This is a genomic window from Streptomyces sp. NPDC093065 (assembly GCF_044754585.1).
GTDB lineage: Bacteria > Actinomycetota > Actinomycetes > Streptomycetales > Streptomycetaceae > Streptomyces.
Genome location: NZ_JBIVPJ010000009.1, coordinates 148,034 through 170,123, shown reverse-complemented (window position 1 = coordinate 170,123; position 22,090 = coordinate 148,034). Strand labels below are relative to the sequence as shown.

20 protein-coding genes and 4 riboswitches are annotated in these 22,090 nt (G+C 70.9%); of the genes, 7 read left to right on the top strand and 13 right to left on the bottom strand.

Translation table 11 applies throughout. The annotated features are described in order from the left end of the window. From aceB to folP, 5 genes are all read left to right on the top strand, one after another. Positions 1–1,599, top strand: coding sequence for a malate synthase A (gene aceB / locus ACIQFU_RS18135; protein ID WP_402552599.1), 1,599 nt, complete (start codon positions 1–3; stop codon positions 1,597–1,599). Next, on the top strand, positions 1,596–2,465 hold the full coding sequence (locus tag ACIQFU_RS18130) for a 3-hydroxybutyryl-CoA dehydrogenase (RefSeq protein WP_402552597.1): 870 nt from the start codon (positions 1,596–1,598) through the stop codon (positions 2,463–2,465). The genes aceB and ACIQFU_RS18130 overlap by 4 nt, the downstream gene beginning before the upstream one ends. A gap of 197 nt (positions 2,466–2,662) precedes the next feature. Beyond that, positions 2,663–2,888: riboswitch (cobalamin riboswitch) on the top strand. Positions 2,889–3,040: 152 nt separating this feature from the next. After that, positions 3,041–5,359, top strand: a complete 2,319-nt coding sequence (gene metE / locus ACIQFU_RS18125; RefSeq protein WP_402552596.1) for a 5-methyltetrahydropteroyltriglutamate--homocysteine S-methyltransferase — start codon at positions 3,041–3,043, stop codon at positions 5,357–5,359. A 77-nt stretch (positions 5,360–5,436) separates the two neighbouring features. Next, positions 5,437–6,348: a methylenetetrahydrofolate reductase [NAD(P)H] gene (gene metF / locus ACIQFU_RS18120; protein WP_402552595.1), complete on the top strand. Its 912-nt coding sequence runs from the start codon at positions 5,437–5,439 to the stop codon at positions 6,346–6,348. Further along, positions 6,341–7,192: a dihydropteroate synthase gene (gene folP / locus ACIQFU_RS18115; protein WP_402552593.1), complete on the top strand. Its 852-nt coding sequence runs from the start codon at positions 6,341–6,343 to the stop codon at positions 7,190–7,192. Before metF ends, folP begins: the two co-directional genes overlap by 8 nt. 14 nt (positions 7,193–7,206) lie before the next feature. Here the strand turns inward: folP and ACIQFU_RS18110 are convergent, their stop codons facing one another. From ACIQFU_RS18110 to ACIQFU_RS18100, 3 genes are read right to left on the bottom strand one after another with little or no spacing between them, the layout of a single operon-like run. After that, the gene (locus ACIQFU_RS18110) at positions 7,207–8,343 is read right to left on the bottom strand and encodes a bifunctional 2-methylcitrate synthase/citrate synthase (protein WP_402552591.1); all 1,137 of its coding nucleotides are present in this window, start codon (positions 8,341–8,343) and stop codon (positions 7,207–7,209) included. 32 nt (positions 8,344–8,375) lie between these two features. Then, on the bottom strand, positions 8,376–9,284 hold the full coding sequence (prpB, locus tag ACIQFU_RS18105) for a methylisocitrate lyase (protein WP_402552589.1): 909 nt from the start codon (positions 9,282–9,284) through the stop codon (positions 8,376–8,378). Next, positions 9,284–10,792 carry an MmgE/PrpD family protein gene (locus ACIQFU_RS18100; RefSeq protein WP_402552588.1) on the bottom strand — a complete coding sequence of 503 codons (1,509 nt, stop codon included), beginning with the start codon at positions 10,790–10,792 and terminating at the stop codon, positions 9,284–9,286. Before ACIQFU_RS18100 ends, prpB begins: the two co-directional genes overlap by 1 nt. A 198-nt stretch (positions 10,793–10,990) precedes the next feature. Between ACIQFU_RS18100 and ACIQFU_RS18095 the strand changes: the two genes are divergently transcribed. Next, complete coding sequence (locus ACIQFU_RS18095; protein ID WP_402552587.1) at positions 10,991–12,439, top strand: short-chain fatty acyl-CoA regulator family protein; 1,449 nt, start codon at positions 10,991–10,993, stop codon at positions 12,437–12,439. Positions 12,440–12,460: 21 nt separating this feature from the next. Further along, complete coding sequence (locus tag ACIQFU_RS18090) at positions 12,461–13,066, top strand: histidine phosphatase family protein (RefSeq protein ID WP_402552585.1); 606 nt, start codon at positions 12,461–12,463, stop codon at positions 13,064–13,066. 23 nt (positions 13,067–13,089) lie between these two features. Here ACIQFU_RS18090 and ACIQFU_RS18085 read toward each other — a convergent pair whose 3' ends face one another. From ACIQFU_RS18085 to ACIQFU_RS18040, 10 genes are all read right to left on the bottom strand, one after another. Further along, positions 13,090–13,437 (bottom strand): hypothetical protein, encoded by a 348-nt coding sequence (locus ACIQFU_RS18085; RefSeq protein ID WP_402552584.1) that lies wholly within the window; start codon positions 13,435–13,437, stop codon positions 13,090–13,092. A gap of 153 nt (positions 13,438–13,590) precedes the next feature. After that, complete coding sequence (locus ACIQFU_RS18080; protein WP_402552583.1) at positions 13,591–14,343, bottom strand: CbtA family protein; 753 nt, start codon at positions 14,341–14,343, stop codon at positions 13,591–13,593. A 23-nt stretch (positions 14,344–14,366) separates the two neighbouring features. Then, positions 14,367–14,588 (bottom strand): CbtB-domain containing protein, encoded by a 222-nt coding sequence (locus tag ACIQFU_RS18075; RefSeq protein WP_383484267.1) that lies wholly within the window; start codon positions 14,586–14,588, stop codon positions 14,367–14,369. A gap of 35 nt (positions 14,589–14,623) precedes the next feature. Continuing rightward, a riboswitch (cobalamin riboswitch) is annotated at positions 14,624–14,772 on the bottom strand. 44 nt (positions 14,773–14,816) lie between these two features. Next, a complete protein-coding gene (locus tag ACIQFU_RS18070) occupies positions 14,817–15,689 on the bottom strand; it encodes a CbtA family protein (protein WP_402552582.1) in 873 nt (290 codons plus the stop codon). A gap of 25 nt (positions 15,690–15,714) precedes the next feature. Further along, on the bottom strand, positions 15,715–15,936 hold the full coding sequence (locus ACIQFU_RS18065) for a CbtB-domain containing protein (RefSeq protein WP_402552581.1): 222 nt from the start codon (positions 15,934–15,936) through the stop codon (positions 15,715–15,717). Positions 15,937–15,974: 38 nt separating this feature from the next. Then, a riboswitch (cobalamin riboswitch) is annotated at positions 15,975–16,123 on the bottom strand. 90 nt (positions 16,124–16,213) lie between these two features. Next, positions 16,214–16,996, bottom strand: coding sequence for an enoyl-CoA hydratase (locus ACIQFU_RS18060; protein WP_402552580.1), 783 nt, complete (start codon positions 16,994–16,996; stop codon positions 16,214–16,216). Beyond that, entirely contained in the window at positions 16,993–17,889 is an 897-nt protein-coding gene (gene mmsB / locus ACIQFU_RS18055) for a 3-hydroxyisobutyrate dehydrogenase (RefSeq protein WP_402552578.1), read from the bottom strand. The genes ACIQFU_RS18060 and mmsB overlap by 4 nt, the downstream gene beginning before the upstream one ends. After that, positions 17,886–18,959, bottom strand: coding sequence for an enoyl-CoA hydratase/isomerase family protein (locus ACIQFU_RS18050; RefSeq protein ID WP_402552577.1), 1,074 nt, complete (start codon positions 18,957–18,959; stop codon positions 17,886–17,888). Before ACIQFU_RS18050 ends, mmsB begins: the two co-directional genes overlap by 4 nt. After that, a complete protein-coding gene (locus tag ACIQFU_RS18045) occupies positions 18,956–20,104 on the bottom strand; it encodes an acyl-CoA dehydrogenase family protein (protein ID WP_402552576.1) in 1,149 nt (382 codons plus the stop codon). Before ACIQFU_RS18045 ends, ACIQFU_RS18050 begins: the two co-directional genes overlap by 4 nt. 8 nt (positions 20,105–20,112) lie before the next feature. Continuing rightward, positions 20,113–21,609 carry a CoA-acylating methylmalonate-semialdehyde dehydrogenase gene (locus tag ACIQFU_RS18040; protein ID WP_402552802.1) on the bottom strand — a complete coding sequence of 499 codons (1,497 nt, stop codon included), beginning with the start codon at positions 21,607–21,609 and terminating at the stop codon, positions 20,113–20,115. A 253-nt stretch (positions 21,610–21,862) separates the two neighbouring features. Next, positions 21,863–22,057, bottom strand: a riboswitch (cobalamin riboswitch). Positions 22,058–22,090 lie beyond the last annotated feature (33 nt).

Here is a 22,090-nt window from a genome sequence, read left to right as displayed (position 1 = left end):
ATGTCCACCACCACTCTCGCCCGGACCCTCCGCGTCCTGGCCGCGCCGGGCGACCGGCACGACGAGATCCTCACCCCTGCCGCCCTCGGCTTCGTCAGCCGGCTCGCCGCCGAGTTCGGCGAGCGCCGCGACGGTCTGTTGAAGGAGCGCCGACGGCAGGCGATCCGGCTCGCGGCCGGTTCCCCGCTCGACTTCCCCATGGTCACCTCCGCGGTCCGCGCCGATCCCGCCTGGCGTGTCGCGCCGCCCGCGCCTGGCCTGACCGACCGCCGCGTCGAGATCACCGGGCCGCCGCAGCGCCGTATCGCCGTCAACGCCCTCAACTCCGGTGCGAACGTGTGGATGGCCGACTTCGAGGACGCCACCTCCCCCACCTGGGAGAACGTCATCGGCGGCCAGCTGACCCTGCTCGATGCCATCGAGCGGCGCATCGACTTCACCACCGAGGAGGGCAAGGAGTACCGGCTCGGCGAGCGCGGCCGGCTGGCCACGATCGTGGTACGGCCGCGCGGCTGGCATCTCGACGAGGAGCACCTGGCGTACGACGGCCGGCCCGTGCCTGCCGCACTGGTCGACTTCGGCCTGTACTTCTTCCACTGCGCCCAGCGGCAGATCAACGCCGGGTACGGCCCGTACTTCTACCTCCCCAAGCTGGAGAACCGTTACGAGGCCCGGCTGTGGAACGACATCTTCGTCCTCGCCCAGGACCTGCTCGGCATCCCGCGCGGCACCATCCGCGCGACCGTGCTCATCGAGACCATCACCGCGGCCTTCGAGATGGAGGAGATTCTCCACGAACTGCGCGAGCACAGTGCGGGGTTGAACGCGGGCCGCTGGGACTACCTGTTCAGCCTCATCAAGACCTTCGGGCACCGCACTGACTTCCTCCTGCCCGACCGCGCCAAGGTCACGATGACCGCCCCGTTCATGCGGGCCTACACCGAACTCCTCGTCCGCATCTGCCACAAGCGCGGCGCGCACGCCATCGGCGGCATGGCCGCCCAGGTGCCCGCCAAGGACCCGGCCGCGAACGAGGCGGTCCTCGCCACGGTGCGGCTGGACAAGGAGCGTGAGGCGGAGGACGGCTTCGACGGCTCCTGGGTCGCCCACCCCGGACTGGTACCGGTCTGCCGGGAAGCCTTCGACGACGTCCTCGGCGAGCGGCCCCACCAGCTGGACCGCAGGCGGGACGACGTCGAGGTGACCCCCGCCGACCTGCTGTCGGTGCGCCGCATCAGCGGCCCGCCCACACCGGAGGGCGTCCGCGCCAACATCGCGGTGGCGCTGCGCTACTTCGACGCCTGGCTGCGTGGCCAGGGCGCGGTCGCCATCGACGGCCTGATGGAGGACGCGGCCACCGCCGAGATCGTCCGGGTGCAGATCTGGCAGTGGCTGCGGCTCCGGGTCGTCGACCGCGAGACGGTTCTGCGCATCCTCGACGACGAGGCAGTCGCCCTCGCCGCCGTCCGGCCGTGGGCACCGGTCGATGAGGCCCGCGAGTTGTTCGAGCGGACGGCGTTCGTCGGCGAGTTGCCGCTGTTCTTCACTCCGGACGGCTACTCCCGTCATCTCGTTCAGCGGGCGGAGGCTCAGGGATGAGCGCGGCCATCGCACGCGTCGGTGTGGTCGGCGGCGGGCAGATGGGCGCAGGTATCGCCGAGGTGTGTGCGCGGGCCGGCCTGGACACCGTGGTCTGCGAGGCCGACGCCACCGCCGCCCGCGCGGCACGAGAGCGGGTGGCCTCCTCCCTCGAACGCGCCGTCCGGCGGGGCAAGATGGAGTCCGCCGCCGCTCAGAAGGCCCTGGCCCGTCTGGTTTTCACGGGTGAGCTCGACGCCCTGGCCGACCGGCAGCTGGTCATCGAGGCCGTCGTCGAGAACGCCGACGCGAAGACGGAGATCTTCGCCGCCCTCGACAAGATCGTCGAGGACCCAGAGGCGATCCTGGCCACCAACACGTCCTCTCTCCCGGTCATGCGGCTCGGCATGGCCACCGGCCGCGCCGACCGGGTCGTGGGCCTGCACTTCTTCAACCCCGTTCCCATTCTGCCGCTCGTCGAGGTCGTGGCCTCCCTGCACACCACGCCCGAGACGGTGGCTGCTGTCGAGTGCTTCGCTGCCGAAACCCTGGGCAAGACGGTCATCGGGTCCCGGGACCGGGCGGGCTTCGTCGTCAACGCCCTCCTCGTCCCCTATCTCCTGTCCGCCGTCCGGATGGCGGAGTCCGGCTTCGCCACCGCCGAGGACATCGACACCGGTATGGAACTGGGCTGCGCCCACCCCATGGGCCCGCTGAAGCTGGCGGACCTGATCGGGCTCGACACCGTCGCCTCGATCGCCGAGTCCCTCTACGACGAGTTCCGCGAACCGCTCTACGCCCCTCCGCCGCTGCTCCAGCGGATGGTCGAGGCGGGTCTGCTGGGCCGCAAGACCGGCCGGGGGTTCCACACGTACATCCAGGACTGAGCATCCTGGCAAACCCGGGCTGAGGGGCCCGGGGCGCGCCTGCCGGGTGAGGGTCCGGCGGGCGCGGACTGGGGAAAGGGCGGGAGACGCGTGTGCGGCGTTTCCCGCCCTCCGCCGGTTTCACACCTGTCAGCCGCGTGTGTCGGCTCACCATCCGAATGATGGACGTGACCCTCCGGACTCGCGGCCGTCCGCTTAGGCTGGCTGGTGCAGCTGGTTCGCCCCGTCCGCCAGGCGGGATGCGTCGTAAGAGGGAACCCGGTGAAAATCCGGGACTGCCCCGCAGCGGTGAGCGGGAACGACCGCCGTCATACGCACTGGACCCGACGTACAGGTTCTGGGAAGCGACGGCCAGTAGGTGTCCTCCGGTCAAGGAGGGCGTGCCCGTGAGTCCGAAGACCTGCCACCTGCCCGCGCGCGGACGACTCCGCGCGCGGACATCCCGGTGACCTCGTGGGCGGGTCGGCGTACATACCGAGCGGACGGCCACAAGCCGTTTCCGTCCGGTCCGTCACCCTTCGCGCTCTCGTCCCGTCGCCGGGATCTCAGGGAATCGTCTCGCGAAGGAGATCTCCGTGACCACCAAGTCCGCAGCCGCGGCAGCCCGGGCCACCGTGTACGGCTACCCCCGCCAGGGACCGGACCGGGAACTGAAGAAGGCGATCGAGGGGTACTGGAAGGGCCGCGTCACCGCCGACGCCCTCCGGACCACGGCAGCCGAACTGCGCGCAGCCAACTGGCGCCGACTCGCCGACGCCGGCATCCGCGAGGTCCCGACCGGCGACTTCTCGTACTACGACCACGTCCTGGACACCACCGTCATGGTCGGTGCCATCCCCGAGCGGCACCGGGACGCCGTCGGCGCCGACGCCCTCGACGGCTACTTCGCCATGGCGCGCGGCACCCAGGACGTCGCGCCGCTGGAGATGACCAAGTGGTTCGACACCAACTACCACTACCTGGTCCCCGAACTCGGCCCGGACACGGTGTTCACCGCCGACACGGCCAAGCAGGTGGCCGAGCTGGAGGAAGCCCTCGCGCTGGGCCTCACCGCCAGGCCTGTAGTTGTCGGTCCGGTCACCTACCTCCTGCTGGCCAAGCCCGCGCCGGGCGTCCCCGCCGACTTCGAGCCGCTCACCCTCCTCGACCGGCTGCTCCCGGTGTACGCCGAGGTGCTCGCCGACCTGCGCGCGGCCGGCGCCGAGTGGGTGCAGCTGGACGAGCCCGCCCTGGTCCAGGACCGCACCCGGGCCGAGCTCAATGCCGCCGCCCGCGCCTACCGGGACCTCGGCGCGCTCACCGATCGGCCCAAGCTGCTGGTCGCCTCCTACTTCGACCGGCTGGGCGAGGCCCTGCCCGTCCTGGCCCAGGCGCCGGTGGAGGGGCTGGCCCTGGACTTCACCGAGGCCGGCGCCGCCAACCTTGGCGACCTCGCGGCCGTCGGCGGACTGCCGGGAAAGCGGCTGGTCGCCGGGGTCGTCAACGGCCGCAACATCTGGGTGAACGACCTGGAGAAGTCCCTGTCCACCCTCGGCACGCTGCTGGGCCTGGCGGACCGGGTCGACGTCGCCGCCTCCTGCTCCCTGCTGCATGTCCCGCTCGACGCCGGCCTCGAACGGGACATCGAGCCGCAGATCCTGCGCTGGCTCGCCTTCGCGCAGCAGAAGACCGCCGAGATCGTCACCCTCGCCAAGGGCCTCGCCCAGGGCACCGACACCATCGCCGCCGAACTCGCCGCCAACCGCGCCGACCTGGCCTCCCGGGCGGGTTCGCCGATCACCCACGACCCCGCCGTCCGGACCCGGACCCGAGCGATCACCGAGACCGACGCCCGCCGCTCGCAGCCCTACAGTGAACGCGCCGGCGCCCAGCGGGCCCGCCTCGGGCTGCCGCTGCTGCCGACGACGACCATCGGCTCCTTCCCGCAGACCGGCGAACTACGCACCGCCCGCGCCGACCTGCGCGCCGGCCGGATCGACACGGCCGGCTACGAGGAGCGGATCAAGGCGGAGATCGGCGAGGTGATCGCCTTCCAGGAGAAGACCGGCCTCGACGTCCTCGTGCACGGCGAGGCCGAACGCAACGACATGGTCCAGTACTTCGCCGAACAGCTCACCGGCTACCTGGCAACGCAGCACGGCTGGGTCCAGTCGTACGGCACTCGGTACGTCCGCCCGCCGATCCTGGCCGGCGACATCTCCCGCCCCGCGCCGATGACGGTGCGCTGGACGTCGTACGCCCAGTCCCTCACCGGCCGACCGGTCAAGGGCATGCTCACCGGCCCCGTGACCATGCTCGCCTGGTCCTTCGTCCGCGACGACCAGCCCCTCGGCGACACCGCCCGCCAGGTCGCCCTCGCCCTGCGCGACGAGGTCAACGACCTTGAGGCGGCCGGGACCTCGGTGATCCAGGTCGACGAACCCGCGCTGCGCGAGACCCTGCCGCTGCGGGCCGCCGACCGGGCCGCCTACCTCGCGTGGGCGACCGAGGCGTTCCGGCTCACCACCGCCGGTGTCCGGCCGGACACCCAGATCCACACGCACATGTGCTACGCCGAGTTCGGCGACATCGTCCAGGCCATCGACGACCTCGACGCGGACGTCATCAGCCTGGAGGCGGCCCGGTCGCACATGCAGGTCGCCCGTGAACTCGCCTCGCACGGCTACCCGCGCGAGGCGGGCCCCGGTGTCTACGACATCCACTCGCCGCGTGTCCCGGGCACCGAGGAGGCGGCCGCGCTGCTGCGAACCGGGCTGAAGGCGATCCCCGCCGAGCGGCTGTGGGTCAACCCCGACTGCGGGCTGAAGACCCGCGGCTGGCCCGAGACCCGCGCCTCTCTGGAGAACCTCGTCACCGCCGCCCGTACGGTCCGTGCGGAGCTGTCCGCCTCCTGACCGCAAGCCCCGCCGGGCCGGGGGAGGACGCGTCCGCCGCGTTCCCCCGGCCCGGCCCCGGAGAAAGCATCAGCCCCATGGCTCTCGGTATGCCCAGTACAAGGGCGGACAGCGCGGCATCCATTCGCGACCTCCTCGAACGGGGAGGCCGCTCCTACTCCTTCGAATTCATGCCACCGCGTAGCGCGGCGGCCGAAGCCGGCCTGTGGACCGCGATCCGTCGGCTGGAGGCCCTGTCGCCCACCTTCGTCTCCGTGACCTATGGTGCCGGCGGCTCGACGCGCGGCCGGACCGTCAACGTCACCGGGCGGATCGCCCAGGAGACCACGCTCACCCCGGTCGCCCACCTCACCGCCGTCGGCCACAGCATCGCCGAACTGCGCAACATCCTCGGCCACTACGCCGACCAGGGCGTGCGCAACATCCTCGCCCTCCGCGGCGACCCTCCGGGGGATCCGCTCGGACCCTGGACCGAGCACCCGCACGGGGTGCGCTACGCGGCCGAACTGGTCAGCCTGATCAAGGGGTCCGGGAACTTCTGCGTCGGTGTCGCGGCCTTCCCCGAGATGCATCCGCGCTCCTCCGGCCGGGACGCCGACATCCGTCACTTCGTCGACAAGTGCCGGGCCGGGGCCGACTACGCCATCACCCAGATGTTCTTCGACGTCGACGACTATCTGCGCTTCCGCGACCGCGTGACGGCGGCCGGATGCGAGACACCGATCATCCCGGAGATCATGCCGGTCACCACCATCCGCTCACTGCACCGCATCCCCACCCTCTCCACCGCCGCCTTCCCCACCCAGCTGGCCGAGCACATGCTCGCCACACAGAACGACCCCCACACGGTCAGGGCGCTCGGAATCGACCACGCCACCCAGATGTGCCGCCGCCTGATCGCCGAAGAGGCTCCCGGGCTGCACTTCATGACCATGAACTTCTCGACGGTGACGACGGAGATCTACCAGAAACTCGGACTCCATGGCTGAGCACACCCCCTCCTCGCCCGTGGGCATCCGCCGGCCGTCCCTGGTCGGCATCGTCAACATCACCACGGACTCGTTCTCGGACGGGAACAGGTACCTGTCCTCGGACGCCGCGGTGGCGCACGCGCACCGGCTGCGATCGGAGGGGGCCGACGTCATCGAACTCGGGCCCGCCGCGAGCCACCCGGGCGCCGAGCAGGTGACGGAGGCAGAGGAGATCGGACGGCTGGGCGACGTACTCGACCAGTTGGTCGCTGAAGGCGTCCCCGTCTCGGTCGACTCGTACCAGCCTGCGACACAGCTGTTCGCCGCCGCCCATGGCGCCGCGTACCTCAACGACATCCAGGGCTTCGACGATCCGGACCGGTACGAGGCACTCGCCGCCACCGGCTGCCGGCTCGTCGTCATGCACTCCGTACAACGCCATGGGCCCGCCACCAAAGTGCGGACCGATGCCGCGCAGGTGTGCCGGGGAATCGAGGAGTTCTTCGCCGACCGCCTGGCCGCGCTGGAAGCGGCCGGGGTACGCCGCGACCGGCTGGTCATCGATCCAGGACTCGGCTACTTCCTCGGCAGCAGTCCCGAACCGTCGCTGCGGACCCTGGCCGGACTCGAACAGCTCAAGGCCCGCTTCGACCTGCCGGTGCTGATCTCACCGTCCCGCAAGTCGTTCCTGCGGACGCTCACCGGGAGCACCGTCTCCGGGATCGGCCCGGCCACACTGGCGGCGGAACTGTACGCCGCACGCGCCGGGGCGGACTACATCCGCACCCACGACGTCGCCGCCCTCCGCGATGCGCTCACCGTGTTCGAGGCACTGGAGGCGGCCAAGGAGAACGGCTGGTGACATGGTCCTGAGGGCTACGGCGCCGCCGGTACCGACCGCTGCTCCGGTCCCGCGTAGGAGGCGAGGGGCCGGATCAGCGCGTTGTGGGCGAGCTGTTCGGTGATGTGCGCGGTCCAGCCGGTGATCCGGCTCATGACGAAGATCGGCGTGAAGAGGGGGGTGTCGAAGCCCATCAGGTGGTAGGCGAGTCCGGCCGGGTAGTCCAGGTTCGGATGGATGCCCTTGCGGCTGATCATCGCGTGGCGCAGGGCCGCGTGCAGGGTGGCCTGCCGGGTGACCTCGGGGTCGGCGGCGCGCGCGACCAGACGGTCAAGGGCGTCCTGCATGATCGGGACGCGGGAGTCGCCGTGCTTGTAGACACGGTGGCCGAAGCCCATGATCTTCCGCTGGGCGGCGAGGGCTTCGTCCAGCCACTCCTCGGCGCGCCGCGGGTCACCGATCTCGTCCAGCATGCGCATCACGGCCTCGTTGGCACCGCCGTGTAGCGGGCCCTTCAGCGCGCCGATCGCGGCGGTGACCGCGCTGTAGAGGTCGGAGAGGGTGGAGGTGACCACGCGGGCGGTGAACGTCGAGGCGTTGAAGCTGTGTTCGGCGTACAGCACCAGGGAGATCTCGAAGCAGCGGACCACGTCGGGGTCGGGCACGCTGCCGAAGGACATGTGGAAGAAGTTCTCGGCGTAACCGAGGTCGGGGTCCGGTGGGATGGGCGCCAGTCCTCGCCTTCGGCGCTGGTCGGCGGCGACCACGGTGGGCAGCTTGGCCAGCAGAGTCAGGGACTTGGCGCGGTTGGCGGCGAGACTGCCGTCGTCCTCGGTGGGGTCCTCGGCGCCGAAGAAGCTGACGGCGGTACGCAGAACGTCCATCGGGTGGCAGGTCTCGGGCAGCCGGGCGAGCAGCTCCAGGGTGGTGCGGTCCAGGGGGCGCAGGGCGCGTTCGCGGGCCTGGAAGTCCTGGAGCTGGGTGGTATCGGGGAGTTCGCCGTGCCAAAGCAGGTAGGCGACCTCCTCGAAGGAGCGGCGGGCGGCCAGGTCCTGGACCGGATAGCCGCGGTAGGTGAGGGAGTTGGTGTCCTGGATGACGGTGGAGATCTCGGTGGTGTCGACGACGACACCGGCGAGGCCGCGGTGGATCGCGGGTGCGGTGGTGGTCAAGGGGTGCCTGCCTTCGGGGGTCAGGTGCCGGGTCAGTTCCCAGGCGGGAGGGTGAAGTCGAAGACGGCCGAGTCGAAGGCCGTGTAGTCGGCGTAGCCGAGGAGTTCGTAGAGGCGGGAGCGGGTCTGCATGCGGGGCAGCAGGGACTCCTGGGTGCCTTCGGCGGCGAGCGTGCGCAGCCCGTCCTCGACGGCGCCCATGGCGAGGCGGAGCAGGGTGACCGGGTACAGGGCGATGTCGTAGCCGAGGTTCTGCAGGGTGCGGGCGTTCAGTAGGCGGCTCTTGCCGAACTCGGTCATGTTGGCCAGCAACGGCACGCCGACCGCCTTGCGGAACGCCTCGAACTCGGCTTCGTCGGCGAGGGCTTCAGGGAAGATCGCGTCAGCGCCGGCGTCGACGTATGCCTTGGCGCGGTCGATCGCCGCGGTGAGTCCCTCGACGGCACGGGCGTCGGTGCGAGCCATCAGCAGGAAGTCCGGGTCGCGGCGGGCGTCCACGGCCGCACGCACCCTGCGGACCATCTCCTCGCGCGGTACGACCGCCTTGCCGTCGAGGTGGCCGCAGCGCTTGGGGTTGACCTGGTCCTCCAGGTGCAGTCCGGCCAGGCCCGCGTCCTCCATCAACTGGACGGTCCGGGCCGCGTTCATCGGCTCGCCGAAACCCGTGTCGGCATCGATGAGGACGGGCAGGTCGGTGACCCTGGTCGTCTGCTGGGCGCGGGCGGCGATCTCGGTGGCGGTGGTCAGGCCGATGTCGGGCAGGCCCAGGTCGCCGGCGAGGACGGCGCCGGAGAGGTAGGCGGCCTCGAAGCCGGTGTCCTGGATGAGCCGGGCGGAGAGCGGGTTGAGGGCGCCGGGCATCATCAACAGGCGGTCCTCCGCGAGCCGTTCGCGCAGGGCACGGCGGCGTTCGGCAGGGGTGGTGCGGGTGTGGAGCAGCATCAGAAGACGCCCTTCGGCAGGGTCGCGTCGTACGCGGCGACGGCCTCCGTGTCGACGGCCGGGAACAGACCGTCCAGGTCAGCGACGCCCAGCTCGGCGAGGTGCTCGGCGACGGCCAGGAAGCGGTCCCGGTCGGCCGGCGCGACGACGCCTTCGGCCAGAGTGCGGAACTTGTGGGCGTAGGCGGGGCGGTCGAAGGGGCGGGCGCCGGCCGGGTGGGCGTCGGCGACCGCCAGTTCGTCCTCGATCACCGTGCCGTCGTCCAGGGTGATCACGGCGCGACCGCCGAAGGCCCGACGGTACGGGTCGGGATCGTGGTAACGGCGGGTCCACTCCGAGTCCTCGACCGTAGTGATCTTCCGCCACAGCTCGACCGTCTCCGGTCGCCGGGCACGCTCGGGGGCGTAGGAGCGCTCGTGGTGCCAGCCACCGTCCTCCAGGGCCACGGCGAAGATGTACGGCACCGAGTGGTCAAGGGTCTCTCGGCTGGCCGTGGGGTCGTACTTCTGCGGGTCGTTCGCGCCGGAGCCGATCACGTGGTGGGTGTGGTGGCTGGTGTGCAAGACCACCGAGCGGACCTTCTCCAGCGGGCCGGTCTTCTCGCGCAGGCGCCGGGCCAGGTCGATGACCGCCTGCGCCTGGTACTCGGCAGAGTGCTCCTTGGTGTAGGTGTCGAGGATGGCGCAGCGCGGCTCGCCGGTCTCCGGGAGCAGGACGGTGTAGTCGGCTTGCGGGCCGTCCAGCATCCAGGCCAGGAAGCCGTCCTCGCCCTCGTAGACCGGCGACGGGGAGGTCTCGCCGCGCATCGCCCGGTCAACGGCCTCGACGGCGGCCTTGCCGGCGAAGGCGGGGGCGTACGCCTTCCAGCTGGAGATCTCTCCCTTGCGGGACTGCCGGGTCGCGGTCGTGGTGTGCACCGCCTGCTGTACCGCCTGGTAGACCGTCTCGGTCGGCAGCCGCAGCAACGCACCCAGGCCGCAGGCAGTGGCCGCGCTGAGGTGGGCCACGTGGTCGATGCGGTGCGCGTGCAGACAGATGCCCTTGACCAGGGCGACATGGATCTCGTACGCCGCGACGATGCCGCGCAGCAGGTCGGCGCCGGTGCGGCCGGTGTGCTGGGCGACCGCGAGCAGGGGCGGGATGTTGTCGCCGGGGTGGGAGTAGTCGGCGGCCAGGTAGGTGTCGTGAAAGTCGAGTTCGCGTACGGCGGTGCCGTTGGCCCAGGCCGCCCACTCCGGGGAGACGCGGGTACGGGTGCCGAAGACCGATGCCCCCGGTGATCCGGTGCGGTGGGAGGTGGCCTGGGCGCGGGCGACAGCGACCGGGCGGCGCAGCAGGGAGGCGACGGCGACCGAGGCGTTGTCGATCACCCGGTTGACGGCCATGGCCGCGCTGTCGGGATCCAGCTCCTGCGTCGCCGTCGCGACGGCTGCCAGCTTCCAGGCGAGCTGGTCCTCGCGGGGCAGCCGGTCGGCGCTGGGGTGGACACGGACGTGGTGCTCGATCACGGGACTCCTCGCGATGCGGTGCGGGACGGTGGGGCCGATGTGATCGAGCCTGCCCGGCCGTCGCCCCTCGGACCACCGGGCCAAGGTGCGGAATCCGTACAACGAGAAACTGCGAATCTGCGAACGTTGCGAATTTAGCGAATGCTATGTTCGCAAGTACGTGAGGGTGGCGACCGGGTTTCCCCAAGGAGGTGCGTCATGCCCCGACGGCCGACCGAGCGCAAGGTGTACGCGCATGCCAAGCTGCGGCGGCTGCGCCGTGAGGAGGGCATGAACCAGGTCGAGATGGCCCACGCGCTGGGCATCTCCACCAGCTACGCCAACCAGCTCGAACAGAGTCAGCGCCCGCTCACGGCAGCCGTGCTGCTGCGGATCGCGGAGGTCTTCGGCGTCGATGCCGAGTTCTTCTCGGACGCGGACGAGGACCGGCTCGCCGCGGATCTGCGAGACGCTCTGGCCGACGAGGCGTGCGGGGTCGAGCTGCCCGCCGCCGAGGAGATCAGCGAGGCGGCCCGCGACCATCCCGAGGTCGCCCGCGCCCTGGTCGCCCTGCACCGCCGCTACCGCGACGCCGCCGAACAGGCCGCCGCCCTCGCCGCACCCGGCACCGGCGACGGTCCGCCGCCGCTGTCGGCCGGCGAACCCCACGACGAGGTACGGGACTTCTTCTACACCCACCACAACCACTTCGAGCCGCTGGACACCGAGGCCGAACAACTCGCCGAGGCCATGCGGCTGCGGCCGGGCCGCGTCGCCGACGCCCTCACCGCACGCCTCGCCGAACGCAACGGGATCAAGGTGGTCCAGGCGGCTCCCGGCCGCTCCGGGGACGCCCGCAGGCTCGACCCCGACACCGGGCTGCTGTTCCTCTCCCCCTGGCTGAGCGAGGGCCAGCGCGCCTTCCAGCTCGCCACCCAGCTGGCCCTCCTGGAACACGGCCCGCTCCTGGACCAGCTCGCCCGGGGCTCCGCGGAACTCACCTCGCCCCAGGCACCGGCGCTGGCCCGCATCGGCCTGGCCAACTACTTCGCGGGCGCGCTCCTCATGCCGTACACCGCCTTCCACACCATGGCCGAAGAGGTGCGCTACGACATCGAGCTGCTCTCCGCCCGCTACGGCGTCGGCTTCGAGACGGTCTGCCACCGCCTGAGCACTCTCCAGCGCACCGGCCGCCGCGGCATCCCCTTCTCGTTCCTTCGGGTCGACCGGGCCGGGAACATCTCCAAACGCCAGTCCGCGACCGACTTCCACTTCTCGCGGCTCGGCGGCACCTGTCCCCTGTGGACGGTGTACGAGGCGTTCTCCGCGCCCGGCCGGATACTGACCCAGGTCGCCGAGATGCCGGACGGGAAGCGGTACTTCTGGATCGCGCGCACCATCACCCGTGGCGGCTTCGGCCATCATGCCCCGCGCGCCGAGTTCGCCGTCGCGCTCGGCTGCGAGCTGCGCCACGCCCACCGGCTCGTCTACGCCGAGGGCATCGCTGTGGACGACCCTCGTGCGGCGACGCCCATCGGTTTGGGCTGCCGGATCTGCGAACGCCGTGACTGCGCACAGCGGGCCCGCCCTCCGGCCGGCGGACGGCTCGCCGTCGATCCCGACCGGCGGACGTATGTTCCGTACCCGGTGGAGACCCGTACTCCCTGACACAGATGGCAGGAGCTGCCCGTGACCAGCCGCGTCACCCTCATTTCGCCCGCGCTGAACCCGTCTCTTCGCCAGGCTCGCTTCGATGACGGCGCGACGTCGCTCGACGAGCGGGGCGCGGCGCAGGCCCGCGCGGCGGCCGGAACGCTGCCTGCGGGGGCCTGCGTGTTCGTCTCTCCGGGCCTGCGCTGTTGGGAGACCGCGGCGGCGCTGGGACTGGTGGCGGGCGAGCCGAGTGCGGAGCTGGCCGGCCTGGACGCGGGGCGCTGGCGGGGCCTGGCTCTCGACGAGGTCGCCGGAAGTGAGCCGGAGGCGGTGGGCCGGTGGCTGGCCGACCCCGCGTCCGCGCCGCACGGTGGGGAGTCGGTGCAGGAGATGTGTTGCCGTATCGGTCGGTGGCTCGACGCCATGGCACAGGCGGACGGCCGCACACTCGCCGTAGTGGAGCCCGATGTCGTCCGGGCCGCGGTGGTGCATGTGCTCGGCGCACCCGCAGCGGCCTTCTGGCGCGCTGACGTTCCCCCGCTGACGGCGACAGAGATCACCGGGCGTGCCGGGCGCTGGAATCTCAGGCTGGGACAGCCTCTGAAGTCCCCGGACGACAACAGCGACTGCGGGGAGGAATGACGTCTGTCGTGAATCGCTGCTGTTCAGGCCGCCGCTTCACGGTGGCGGCGCAGCAGCGCCGCGATCGCGCACCGCAGACACCCCGATTCCGTCCCCACCGTGGCGTCCGGGTCAGCGCACTGAGCCGAGCAGGCTGCCGGTGGTGTCCGGGCCGGTTCACCACAGCCACGGTCCGCAGCGGTGATCAGATCCTCCAGGTCCCGCAGCAGTTGCTCACTGCGTTTGACCTGCTGGGCGAGGACCCGGACGCGGGCGCTCTGGCCGCCGATCTGGCGGCGGCTCGCGATCAGCTGCTCGTACTCCTTGGGAGTCAGGGCAACGGCCTCATGGCCGCCCAGGGTGATGTGGCGGGGCTGGGGTCGTCTGGTCACTCGGCTCCTCCGCTGCTCGCCTTCGTCGTCCTCGTCTAATCGCTCGGGCCGGTCTGTTCGTCGGGTCATGTCCGTGGTCCTGGTCGGGTGTCCGGAGAACGCGAGAGGGCCCCCGGATGGTTCCGCGGGCCCTCACTCATGGTCGGATCATGGTCAGCTGGGCGCGGCCACTGCCGAGGCCGGGACCTTCGTGGCGGGCTTGGGGTTCAGCAGGCGCTCGGCCAGTTCACCGAAGCCGAGTCCGAAGGCTCCCCACAACACGGTCTGTATGGCGAGCGCGGAGAGGCGGAACCGCCACAGCACGGTGGCCGGGAAGTCGGACGGAACCTCGTTGATGACGGGGAGGAAGGCGTACGCCAGCCCGATCACCGCCGCGAAGCCGGCGACCGCCGTAACGGTCGCCCACCAGGTGCCCAGGGCGGGCGCGAGGCGCTTGCCCAGGATGGTCGCGGCGACGGCGAGGAGGACGCTGAGCAGCATCATCAGGAAGTACAGGGTGGTCCGCTTGCCGATGGTGTCGGGGTTGCCGACGGCGGGAGGGTTGGCCGGGTACTTCAGGAACGGCACGACGTAGACCGCGAGCAGGGCGCAGCCGGACAGGAGCAGCGCGGTCACCCGGGGGCTGAAGCGGCCGACCCGGCCGAGGGCGAAGCAGTAGGCGAGCGCGGCGATGCCGCCGAAGGCGACCCCGTAGATCAGGACACCGGTGGCCAGGCCGGCGGTGGACTGCAGGGAGCGCGAGACGATCTCCATCTCGTGCTCGTGGGAGTGGGCGTCCTCGAAGGCGATCGCCTTGTCGACGTTCGGCTCACCGAGGAGATAGGCGACGACGAGGGCGAGGACGCCGGCCGCGAGGCCGGCGAGCATGCCGCGGACGAGGAGGTTTCTTACCGTTGCGGAGTTCATGGGTGTGCTGGTTTCCCCTCGGGTCAGTGGCAGGGGAAGCCGAGAAGGTGGCGGGCGTCGTGCACCCACTCGTGGACGTCCTCGCCGGAGACAACGGAGGTGGCCCCCTGCTCGGCGCCGACGAAGTAGAGCAGGACCAGCATCAGGATGCCGAAGAAGACCGCCCAGGGGACGATCGCGCCGATCGGCAGCTTGGCGGGGAGAGCGGGGGTGGTGGCTGTCGGCGGTGCGACATGCTGCGCCATGGCAGGGCCTCCTCTGGGAGTTCGCGTCCCATCTCGGTGGTGCACATGACGACGGCTACGGGTCTGACTCGCCGCCCCGCGCTCGGGGCAGGCACACAGTGGCGCGACCGTGCCGGTTTCTCACCGGCTTCCGTTCTGCCGTCGTCGATATCGCAGTGACGGTACCGCGTGTCGCGGACATGGCCAATACCGTCTCGCCTCGCGTGATCCTTCTCGCTGCCGGGTGGATCAGGCCGCGCCCACCGGCTCGGGCTGTCCGGGCACGGGCTTGGCCGCTGCCCGGACGGCCGGGTCGAGCAGTCGCTCGGCCATCGGGCCGAAGGCCAGAGCCACCGTCGTCCACAGCAGGGCCTGGGCGGCGACGGAGTAGAAGCGGAAGGAGAACAGGACGTCCGCCGGGAAGCCCGGGTAGACGATGGTGCCCTTGGAGTTGGTCAGCGGTAGCGGGGTCTCGGTGGCGTGGTGGCCGTAGTGTTGGACGTTGACGGAGAGTTCGCCGAGTTGCGGCAGCAGGGCCATGACGATGCCGATCGCCACGATGTAGGAGCCGGCGCCGAGGAGGGTGGCGTTCCAGTTGCCGAAGCGCGGCTGGAGGCGTTTGCCGAGCCAGACCGCGGCGACAAGGAAGGCGACCGAGCACAGGACCATGGCGAGGTAGAGGTTGCCGCGGTCCTTGATGGTGTCCGTGTGTCCGATCGAGGGCGGGTTGGCCGGGTACTTCAAAAACGGCACGAAGTACATGCCGAGGAAGCCGCCGAGCGCCACCAGCAGGGCCAGGTTGCGGGGACGCAGCTTGCCGACGCGTCCGAGGCAGATGGTGTAGGCGACGGCGAACAGGGCGCCCATCGCGATGCCGAAGAAGACCATGCCGACGCCGATGCCGACGTTGGCCTGGATGGTCCGGCTGAAGATGTCCGGGCCAGCGGCCTCAGGGGTCACTCCGGCGGCCTTGTCGAGAGCCGCCTGGGCGGCGTCGCGTCCGCTCTCGTAGTCGATGGCCTTGGCTATCTGGGGTTCGGCGAAGATCCGGGCGAAGACGAACGCGAGCAGACCGGCGACTGCGCCAGCGATGACGCCGAGCAGGATGAGCTTCTTTTCCATGTTCGGATGTCCCTGCCGGTTCTCGTCAGTGGCAGGGGAAGCCGAGGAAGTGGCGGGCGTCGTGCACGAACTCGTGGACGTGCATGTCCTTGCCGAACACCGAGTAGGCGCCCTGGTCGACGCCGATGAAGTAGTAGACGGCCAGCGCGATCAGCGCTGTTCCGACCAGCCAGAGCACGGCCTTGGTGGCCGGCAGGACGACCGGGGTGGGAAGCGCGGCGGGCGCGGGCGCGGACATGCTGCTCATGGGGTGAGCCTCCTTCGGGGATCGTGCGTCCCTCGGTTCCATGGGGCGTCATGACGGCCAAGTGTCTGACTCCAGCCCCGCGTTCGGCGGGGCTGACACAGTGGCGCGACCGCGCTGGATTCCCACCAGCTTCCTTATGCCGTCACTACACGATGAGCGTACGAACACCCCCGATATGGGATCAATCAAGCGTCGGCCAAGGGAAGGTATGCACGACGGGGATCACGCCGCCGGGCCGGGCCGCGCTTTCCCGGCCTGGCGGCGTGTCCGAGCGGCTTCAGCGGTGCCGAAACTCTGCAGGGCGCTTCTCTGCGAAGGCGCTCATGCCTTCCTTCTGGTCGGCGGTGGCGAACACCGCGTGGAACAGGCGTCGTTCGAAGCGGATGCCTTCGGTGAGGGTGGTCTCGAAGGCCCGGCCGACGGCCTCCTTCGCCATCATCGCGACCGGCAGCGACATGCCCGCCACAGTCTCGGCGACCGCAAGCGCCTCGGCGACCAGTTCGTCGGCGGGCACCACCCGGGAGACGAGCCCGGCCCGCTCCGCCTCCGCCGCGCCCATCGTGCGGCCGGTCAGGCACATCTCCATGGCCTTGGCCTTGCCGACCGCGCGGGTCAGCCGCTGGGAGCCGCCGATGCCGGGGATCACCCCGAGTTTGATCTCGGGCTGGCCGAACACGGCGGTGTCGGCGGCCAGTGCGATGTCACACAGCATCGCGAGCTCGCAGCCCCCGCCCAGCGCGTACCCGGCGACCGCGGCAACCGTCGGCGTGCGCAGTTGCCCGAGCCGGTCCCACGCCGAGAACCAGTCAGCGAGATACATGTCCAGGTAGCCCTGCGGCTGCATCTCCTTGATGTCGGCGCCGGCCGCGAACGCCTTCGCCGAACCGGTGATGACGATGCAGCCGCAGTCCGGGTCCCGGTCGAGGGCCTCGGTGGCGGCGACGACCTCGTTCATCACCTGGAGGTTCAGCGCGTTGAGGGCCTTGGGCCGGTTGAGGATGACGAGGGCGGTGCGGCCCTTGCGCTCGACGAGGATCGTCTCGTACTCGCCGGTGGTCATGCCTGCTCCCCGCTGTGGTCGCGGATGATTCGCACGATGCCGGAGAAGTCCTCCGCGGCACCGACCTGCTCGGCATAGGCGGCGTACAACTCGGCTACTTTCAGACCGAGTTCCGCGTGGACGCCACCAGCGCGGACCGCGTTCGCAGCCAGCCCCAGGTCCTTGGCCATGAGGGACGCGGCGAAGCCGGGCCGGTAGTCGCGGTTGGCGGGGCTGGCCGGGACCGGGCCGGGCACCGGGCAGTTGACGCTCAGCGCCCAGCACTGGCCGGAGGCGGTCGACGCGACGTCGTAGAGGGCCTGGTGGGACAGGCCGAGGCTCTCGCCGAGGACGAACGCCTCGCTCACAGCGATCATCGAGACGCCGAGGATCATGTTGTTGCAGATCTTCGCCGCCTGCCCGGCGCCCGCGCCGCCGCAGTGGACGGCCCGTTTGCCCATCGCGGCCAGGAGGGGTTCGGCCTCGGCGAACTCGGCGTGGCCGCCGCCGGCCATGAAGGTGAGGGTGGCGGCTTCGGCGCCGACGACTCCGCCGGAGACCGGGGCGTCCAGCCCCCGCATCCTCGCCGTCTCGGCGCGTTCGTGGGCGGTGCGGGCGTCGGCGACGTCGATGGTGGAGCAGTCGACGAAGAGGGTGCCGGGGCGGGCCGTGCTGAGGATCGTGTCGTAGAGGTCCAGGACATGGCGGCCCGCGGGCAGCATCGTGATCACGACGTCGGCGCCGGCCACCGCCTCGGCTGCGGATCCGGCGGGTGTGATGCCCGTGCCCGTGGCCTCGCGCAGGGCGGTGGCGTCAAGGTCGAAGCCGTGCACCCGGTGCCCGGCCTTGACGAGGTTGGCGGCCATGGGACCGCCCATGTGTCCCAGTCCGATGAACGCGACGGTCCGGCTCACCAGGCCACCTCCTCGGTGCTGTCGGGGGCGAGGCCGAGTTCGCGTTCGCCCAGCGGGGTGAAGAAGCGGTCGACGCCCGCGTCAGTGACCTCGGCGAGGGTGGGTGGTGACCAGCGCGGATTGCGGTCCTTGTCGATGACCTGGGCGCGGATGCCTTCCACCAGGTCGGGCGTGGTCAGGGCCGCGCAGGAGACGCGGTACTCCTGGTCGAGGACCCTTTCGAGAGATCCGAGGTGCCGGGCGCGCCGCAGGGCGGCCAGGGTGACCTTGAGGGCGGTTGGCGACTTGGCGAGCAGGGTCTCGGCGGCCTCCTTGGCCGCGGGCTCGCCGTGGGCGAGCAGGCGGTCGACGATCTCCTCGACGGTGTCCGCGGCGTAGCAGGAGTCGATCCAGGACCGCTGCCCATCGAGGGCCGCGGGCGGCGCCTGACGCACGTGCCAGGCCAGGACCTCCCGTACGGGGGCGTGCGCGAGGTCCTCGACCAGCTGCGGCAGGTACTCGGACGGGACGAAGTGGTCGGCGAGCCCGCACAGCTGGGCGTCGCCCGCTTGCACCGGGGTTCCGGTCAGGGCCAGGTGGGTGCCGAGCTGGCCGGGTGCGAGGCAGAGCAGGTAGGTGCCGCCCACGTCGGGCACGAAGCCGATACCGGTCTCCGGCATCGCGATGCGTGAGCGCTCGGTGACGATCCGGACGCCGGCATGCGCGGAGACACCGACGCCGCCGCCCATGACGATGCCGTCCATCACCGCGACGTACGGCTTGGGGTAGCGGGCGATCCGGGCGTTGAGGCGGTACTCGTCGCGCCAGAAGGCGGCCGACGCGACACCGTTCGCATCGCGGGCGTCGTCGTGAATGGCGCGGATGTCGCCGCCTGCGCACAGGCCGCGTTCCCCCGCGCCGGTCAGGACGACGGTCTCGACGGCCGGGTCGTGTTCCCAGGCGGTCAGGACCTCGTCGATACGGCGGACCATGGCGTGGGTGAGGGCGTTGAGGGCCCCCGGCCGGTTGAGGGTGAGGTAGCCGGCCCGGCCGGCGGTATGGGTCAGGACGGGTTCGTCGGTGGCGGTCATCCGAACGCCTCCGTCAGGCCGCGGGCCACGATGACGCGCATGATCTCGTTGGTTCCTTCCAGGATCTGGTGGACCCGCAGGTCCCGGACGATTTTCTCGATGCCGTACTCGGCGAGGTAGCCGTAGCCGCCGTGCAGCTGCAGCGCCCTGTCCGCGACCGAGTAGCCGGTGTCGGTGGCGAAGCGCTTGGCCATCGCGCAGAGGCAGGGGGCCTGCGGGTCGCTGCGGTCGAGGGCCTGGGCGGCCTGCTGTACGAGGGCACGGGCGGCAGCCAGTTCCGTGGCCATGTCCGCGAGGCGGAACCGCAGCGCCGGAGCGTCGAGGAGACGCGCTCCGAACGCCTCCCGGTCCGCGAGGTGGGCCAGGCTGCGGTCCAGGGCGCTGCGGGCGCCGCCGAGCGAGCAGGCAGCGATGCCGAGCCGGCCGCCGTTGAGGCCGTTCATCGCGATGCGGAAGCCCTCGCCCTCACCGCCGAGCAGCCGGTCGGCGGGCAGCCGGACGGAGTCCAGGACGACCTGACGGGTGGGCTGCGCGTTCCAGCCCATCTTGCGTTCGTTCGGCCCGAATTCGAGTCCAGCATCGTCCTTGTCGACGACGAACGCGGAGATCCCATCGGGCCCGTCGGCGCCGGTACGGGCCATGACGACGTACAGCTGGGAGGCTCCTGCTCCGGAGATGAACTGCTTGACGCCGTTGAGGATCCAGCCGTCGCCGTCACGGACGGCGCGGGTGGTGAGGGCCGCCGCGTCGGAACCGACGCCGGGTTCGGTGAGGCAGTAGCTGGCGAGGTCCTCCATGGCGCACAGGCGGGGCAGCCACCGCTCGCGCTGGGCGGGATCACCATATTGGTCGATCATCCAGGCGACCATGTTGTGGATGGAGAGGTATCCGGCAATGGACGGGCAGCCGGAGGCGAGGGTCTCGAAGACGAGGACGCCGTCGGACCGGGTCAGCCCCGAACCGCCGTGCTCCTCGCGGACATAGACGCCGCCGAGGCCGAGCCCGGCCGCCTTGCGCAGGACGTCGAGGGGGAAGTGCTTGTCGCGGTCCCAGTCCAGGGCGTGCGGGGCGAGGTGGTCCTGGGCGAAGTCGAGGGTGGTCTCGACGAGGGCCTGCTGGTCCTCGGTGAGCAGAGCGGCAGTCATCGCACCCCTCATCCCATCGTCGGGATCGTGAAGCTCGCGCCCTCCCGAAGCCCTGCGGGCCAGCGCGACGTGACCGTCTTCGTGCGGGTGTAGAAGCGGATGGCGTCGGGGCCGTGCTGGTTGAGGTCGCCGAAGCCGGAGCGCTTCCAGCCTCCGAAGGTGTGGTAGGCGACCGGGACCGGGATGGGCACGTTGACGCCGACCATGCCGGTGTTCACGCGGCGGGTGAAGTCGCGGGCGGTGTCGCCGTCGCGGGTGAAGATCGCGACGCCGTTGCCGTAGGTGTGCTCGCTGGGCAGGCGTAGGGCCTCCTCGTAGTCGGCGGCCCGTACGACGCACAGGACCGGGCCGAAGATCTCCTCCTGGTAGATGCGCATGGCCGGGGTGACCCGGTCGAAGAGGGAGGCTCCGGCGAAGAAGCCGTTCTCGTGCCCGGGGAGTGTGAAGTCCCTGCCGTCGACGACGAGTTCCGCGCCCTCCTCGACGCCGAGGTCGACGTAGGAGCGGACGCGGTCGACGGCGTCCTGGCCGACCAGCGGGCCGAAGTCGGCGTCGGGGTCGTCGCTGCGGCTGATCCTCAGGGTGCCGATGCGCTCCTTCAGCCGGGCCACGAGCGCGTCGCCGGTCTCCTCGCCGACCGGGACAGCTACCGAGACCGCCATGCAGCGCTCGCCCGCCGATCCGTAACCGGCGCCGATCAGGGCGTCGACGGCCTGGTCGAGGTCCGCGTCCGGCATCACGATCATGTGGTTCTTGGCGCCGCCGAAGCACTGGGCACGCTTGCCGTGGGCCGCGGCGGTGGCGTAGACGTGCGCGGCGATCGGGGTGGAGCCGACGAAGCCGAGGGCGGCCACGCGCGGGTCTTCGAGGAGGGTATCGACGGCCTCCCGGCCGCCGTTGACGACGTTGAGGACGCCCGGCGGCAGGCCCGCCTCCAGGAACAGTTCGGCGAGCCGCAGCGGAACGGACGGGTCCCGCTCCGAGGGCTTGAGGATGAAGGCGTTGCCACAGGCCAGCGCCGGGGCGGCCTTCCACAGGGGGATCATCGCGGGGAAGTTGAACGGGGTGATCCCGGCGACGACGCCGAGGGGCGCGCGCAGGGAGTGCACGTCGATACCGGTGCCGGCGTTGTCGGTGAACTCGCCCTTGAGCAGGTGCGGAATACCGGCGGCGAACTCGACGACTTCCAGGCCGCGCTGGAGGTCGCCGTGGGCGTCGGCAACCGTCTTGCCGTGCTCGGCCGACAGCAGCCGGGCCAGCGCCTCCTTCTCCTGCTCGACGAGCTGGAGGAAGCGCAGCAAGACCCGGGCTCGGCGCTGGGGATTCCAGGCACCCCACTCCCGCTGGGCACGTTCGGCGTCGGCGATCGCCGCCTCGGTCTCGGCCCGGCTCGCCAGCGGCACACGGGCCTGGATCTCGCCGGTGTTGGGGTCGTACACGTCGCCGTAGGCGCCGGAGGTTCCCGGGGTGTGCTTGCCGCCGACGAAGTGGGTCAGCTCGCGCACGGGGGCGCGGTCTTGTACGTCTTGCACGCGGACCATGGGTGCCTGCTCTCGTCAGGTGATCCGGATGGCGCGCCGGACAGCCGCACACCGGCGCGGGGGCGTGCGGGTGCGGGGCGGCGCGAGATCGCGTATGGCGAAGGGGGCCGTCAGGCGGTAACGGTCAGAGGCCGGGAAAGCCCGGGAACAGCGCTGGGATACCGCCGGGATCGTGAACGCACACCGGTGCCATGCGTGTCAGCTCCATCCTCGTGGACAACACGGAACATCCCGCGGCCGGTATCCTGACTCCCGGATCAGCGCGCGCCGTCCGCCTTCCCGACATCCTTCTCGTCAGTGGCGTACTGCTCGACGGCGTACTCCCCGGTCACAGTGGCGGGACCGTGCCGGATTCACACCGGCTTCCCTGCACCGCGGGCCTACGCTCACGACTATATAGTTGGACGTCCTAGTAAATCCACTGTCGTCGGCTATTCGGTGGAAA

Excerpts from the sequence above, each read along its gene's own strand:
- aceB (WP_402552599.1), top strand. The coding sequence starts at position 1 with ATGTCCACCACCACTCTCGCCCGGACCCTCCGCGTCCTGGCCGCGCCG.
- ACIQFU_RS18130 (WP_402552597.1), top strand. The coding sequence starts at position 1,596 with ATGAGCGCGGCCATCGCACGCGTCGGTGTGGTCGGCGGCGGGCAGATG.
- metF (WP_402552595.1), top strand. The coding sequence starts at position 5,437 with ATGGCTCTCGGTATGCCCAGTACAAGGGCGGACAGCGCGGCATCCATT.
- folP (WP_402552593.1), top strand. The coding sequence starts at position 6,341 with ATGGCTGAGCACACCCCCTCCTCGCCCGTGGGCATCCGCCGGCCGTCC.
- prpB (WP_402552589.1), bottom strand. The coding sequence starts at position 9,284 with ATGCTGCTCCACACCCGCACCACCCCTGCCGAACGCCGCCGTGCCCTG.
- ACIQFU_RS18095 (WP_402552587.1), top strand. The coding sequence starts at position 10,991 with ATGCCCCGACGGCCGACCGAGCGCAAGGTGTACGCGCATGCCAAGCTG.
- ACIQFU_RS18080 (WP_402552583.1), bottom strand. The coding sequence starts at position 14,343 with ATGAACTCCGCAACGGTAAGAAACCTCCTCGTCCGCGGCATGCTCGCC.
- ACIQFU_RS18075 (WP_383484267.1), bottom strand. The coding sequence starts at position 14,588 with ATGGCGCAGCATGTCGCACCGCCGACAGCCACCACCCCCGCTCTCCCC.
- ACIQFU_RS18070 (WP_402552582.1), bottom strand. The coding sequence starts at position 15,689 with ATGGAAAAGAAGCTCATCCTGCTCGGCGTCATCGCTGGCGCAGTCGCC.
- ACIQFU_RS18065 (WP_402552581.1), bottom strand. The coding sequence starts at position 15,936 with ATGAGCAGCATGTCCGCGCCCGCGCCCGCCGCGCTTCCCACCCCGGTC.
- ACIQFU_RS18060 (WP_402552580.1), bottom strand. The coding sequence starts at position 16,996 with ATGACCACCGGCGAGTACGAGACGATCCTCGTCGAGCGCAAGGGCCGC.
- ACIQFU_RS18050 (WP_402552577.1), bottom strand. The coding sequence starts at position 18,959 with ATGACCGCCACCGACGAACCCGTCCTGACCCATACCGCCGGCCGGGCC.
- ACIQFU_RS18045 (WP_402552576.1), bottom strand. The coding sequence starts at position 20,104 with ATGACTGCCGCTCTGCTCACCGAGGACCAGCAGGCCCTCGTCGAGACC.